The 2,460-nt window shown below is 39.2% G+C and carries 2 protein-coding genes; one reads left to right on the top strand and one right to left on the bottom strand.

Features of this window, described 5'->3' with window-relative positions:
• Positions 1-670 precede the first annotated feature (670 nt).
• The gene (locus W7W_RS0118975) at positions 671-1,183 is read left to right on the top strand and encodes a hypothetical protein (RefSeq protein ID WP_010665230.1); all 513 of its coding nucleotides are present in this window, start codon (positions 671-673) and stop codon (positions 1,181-1,183) included.
• 817 nt (positions 1,184-2,000) lie between these two features.
• On the opposite strand, the gene W7W_RS22520 is transcribed toward W7W_RS0118975, so the two are convergent.
• Positions 2,001-2,460, bottom strand: a 460-nt coding sequence (locus tag W7W_RS22520) for an IS66 family transposase (protein WP_010665229.1), incomplete at its 5' end; no start/stop codon positions are given.

Genomic DNA, 2,460 nt, shown 5'->3' with positions numbered 1-2,460 from the left:
CATCTACACAATTGTTCTTTTGGTGTTCTTTGGGCTTTACAATGATGTGCTTGCTCACCCGAACGGTATTTGCTCCCTCTTTGGTCTCAAATAATCTCATATGCGCCTTACAGAATATGCTAATCCTGTAATACCTGTCCGCCTGCCCCGTAACGAAGTGTACCGGGGGCAGTACAGACTTTTGCCGGGGTATTTGCTCATTAATCAATCGCAAATAATCTTCACTGCATACCTCACGGTAAACCAGCTTGCCACTTGCTAATACTTCAAGGCGTCACCCTCGCGCATAAGGGACTTACACCCTCTGGATAAAATCACCTCACACTTTATGGTTCCTTCAAAAAGATTTGTATTTTTAATCTTTCTCCAGAACTTCCAGTGTGGGTGCGCTGCTGCTCATGCAGGGCACACACAATATGTCATACGTAATGGCGGGGAAAGTGCTTAATATAAAGGTTTGTAGCTCGCATCAACACCATTTCGGTTTGATAGCGAAGTGCTCCAAAGTCCGCCACTACGCATACACTCAACGTTATTGCACACATTGAATGACACAAACCGATAACACATACAGCTTGAGAGAGAGAAAGGACTAAAACTCGGTGGATTTTTGAATCTAAAAGTATTAGATATTACAACCTTTGATAAAAATGGATTAGATAATTAAAGAATGATAAATGTAAAATATACACAAAAAATCCCATTGGATTATCTTGATAACAAAGACATTAAGTTTAATATTGATCAACTTGAAAATGAGTTGATAGATTTAAATTACGATGTGACAAAAAATAATGAAATTCTAAAATTTAAAAATAAAGAAATAATAAATACCCATTGGATTAAGAGAGACTTACCTTGGGGAACAGTACGCTTTAAAATGGATGAGAAAAATCTAATAATTGATTTCAATTCTAAAATTATTGGAGCATTTATAATAGGATTGATTGTAACGATAGTTGCAATTATTATTAATACTCTACCATTGATAATTATTGGATTTTTCCCATTTGGAGCTGAGTACATTTCTCGTAGATTGAGAATTAAAAAATTAATTTTTAAAACATATTCAAAGAAAGAGAGAAAATATTCAGATGATAATATAGTCAGAAAGATGCCTGCATATTTTCTTTATATAATTTTAGCAATAATATTTTATTTGATTAGTTTTATAACTAAATGATAATGAACAACGTGTGCTAACAAAGCTATATACGCCAGCCCTGGCATCCACAGCTTATTGAGGGTTTCGTTTTACCCTCAACCATGCTTTCAAGCTGATAAATCCACAGCTGGTCTGAAAGCCACGGGCCAGGCGCATATAGCCGGGATGTTGTTGCGACACGAAGTCGCTCTATATAATTGTTTTACAAGGCAATGGCCTTGATAAAACCTATTGTTCTTCCAATAGTATCCTACCGGGACAACGGATGTATGGTGCAGCCCCATGAAATTTAGTATTAGCATACTATTTCACAGGGTAAACCATTATCGGTTGAAGCTCCCGGGTAAAGTGTACCAATCGCAGGGATTTCGTATCCTAAGGAGAGGCAGGACCCCCCCAACACTTCGTAAAGGGGTAAACCGTGAGGCAGACTGTCTTCGGGATCTTAGACCGATTAAGGGCATGGATGCGCGGTTTGTAATGAGTCGGATAGTGGTTGAAACATCATCACGGGTCGAAAGCCCGCTGACCTTCAACTCACTTGGATTTTTACGCAATAAATTGGTTGATAACGAAAAAAAACGCGAATAAAATATGGTTTCTAACAGCTTGAAATTCGAGTCTCGTTTCTGAAAGATTCGCAAAGATTGATAACGGAATAAATTCGAGCGAAAATTGTTTAGGTTGATAAATAACCATGCACAACGAGCTGATTAGATGTAAGCCCTCGGCCTCCCACGTAATGTAAAAGTAAGAAATTTTCCCAGCCCGGGGGTACCGGCCTGGGAATTAGATTTTTCCAAGTTCTACTGGAATCTCTTAGAATTTGTTGGAATCAGTTGGAGCTTTCCGGAAAATTCTGGCAATCGTTGGATTTTTTCCAATTGTGTGGCAAAAGATCGGCCAGATCTAAATCGTAATTACGGTTGTACTGCGGAAGTTTGGCAAACACATCGGTAAGCCATTCTCTGGGATTAACATCACTGGCTTTGCAGCATCCCAGTAAAGAATACATGATGGCTGCATTCTCTGCAGCGTCATGGTTACCACAAAACAAATATCCTTTTCTTCCAATAGCCAGAGGCCTGATGGCATTTTCGGCCAGGTTATTATCTGGTAGGTATCGCCCATCAAGATGATAGCGGGACAACCGCATGAAAAGATTGTATGTATAAGTCAATGCTCTGCTCATTCTTCCGCCTGCAAGTGTTTTCGGATAATATCCTTCAATCCATTTTTCAAAAGCACGCATAATTGGATAGGCCAGACGTTTTCGAAGTTCCGCCCTTTGCTCA

Source organism: Marinilabilia salmonicolor JCM 21150 (assembly GCF_000259075.1).
GTDB classification, from domain to species: Bacteria; Bacteroidota; Bacteroidia; order Bacteroidales; family Marinilabiliaceae; genus Marinilabilia; species Marinilabilia salmonicolor.
Note: the sequence above shows the minus strand (reverse complement) of the source record. Positions and strands in the feature narration are given on the sequence as shown.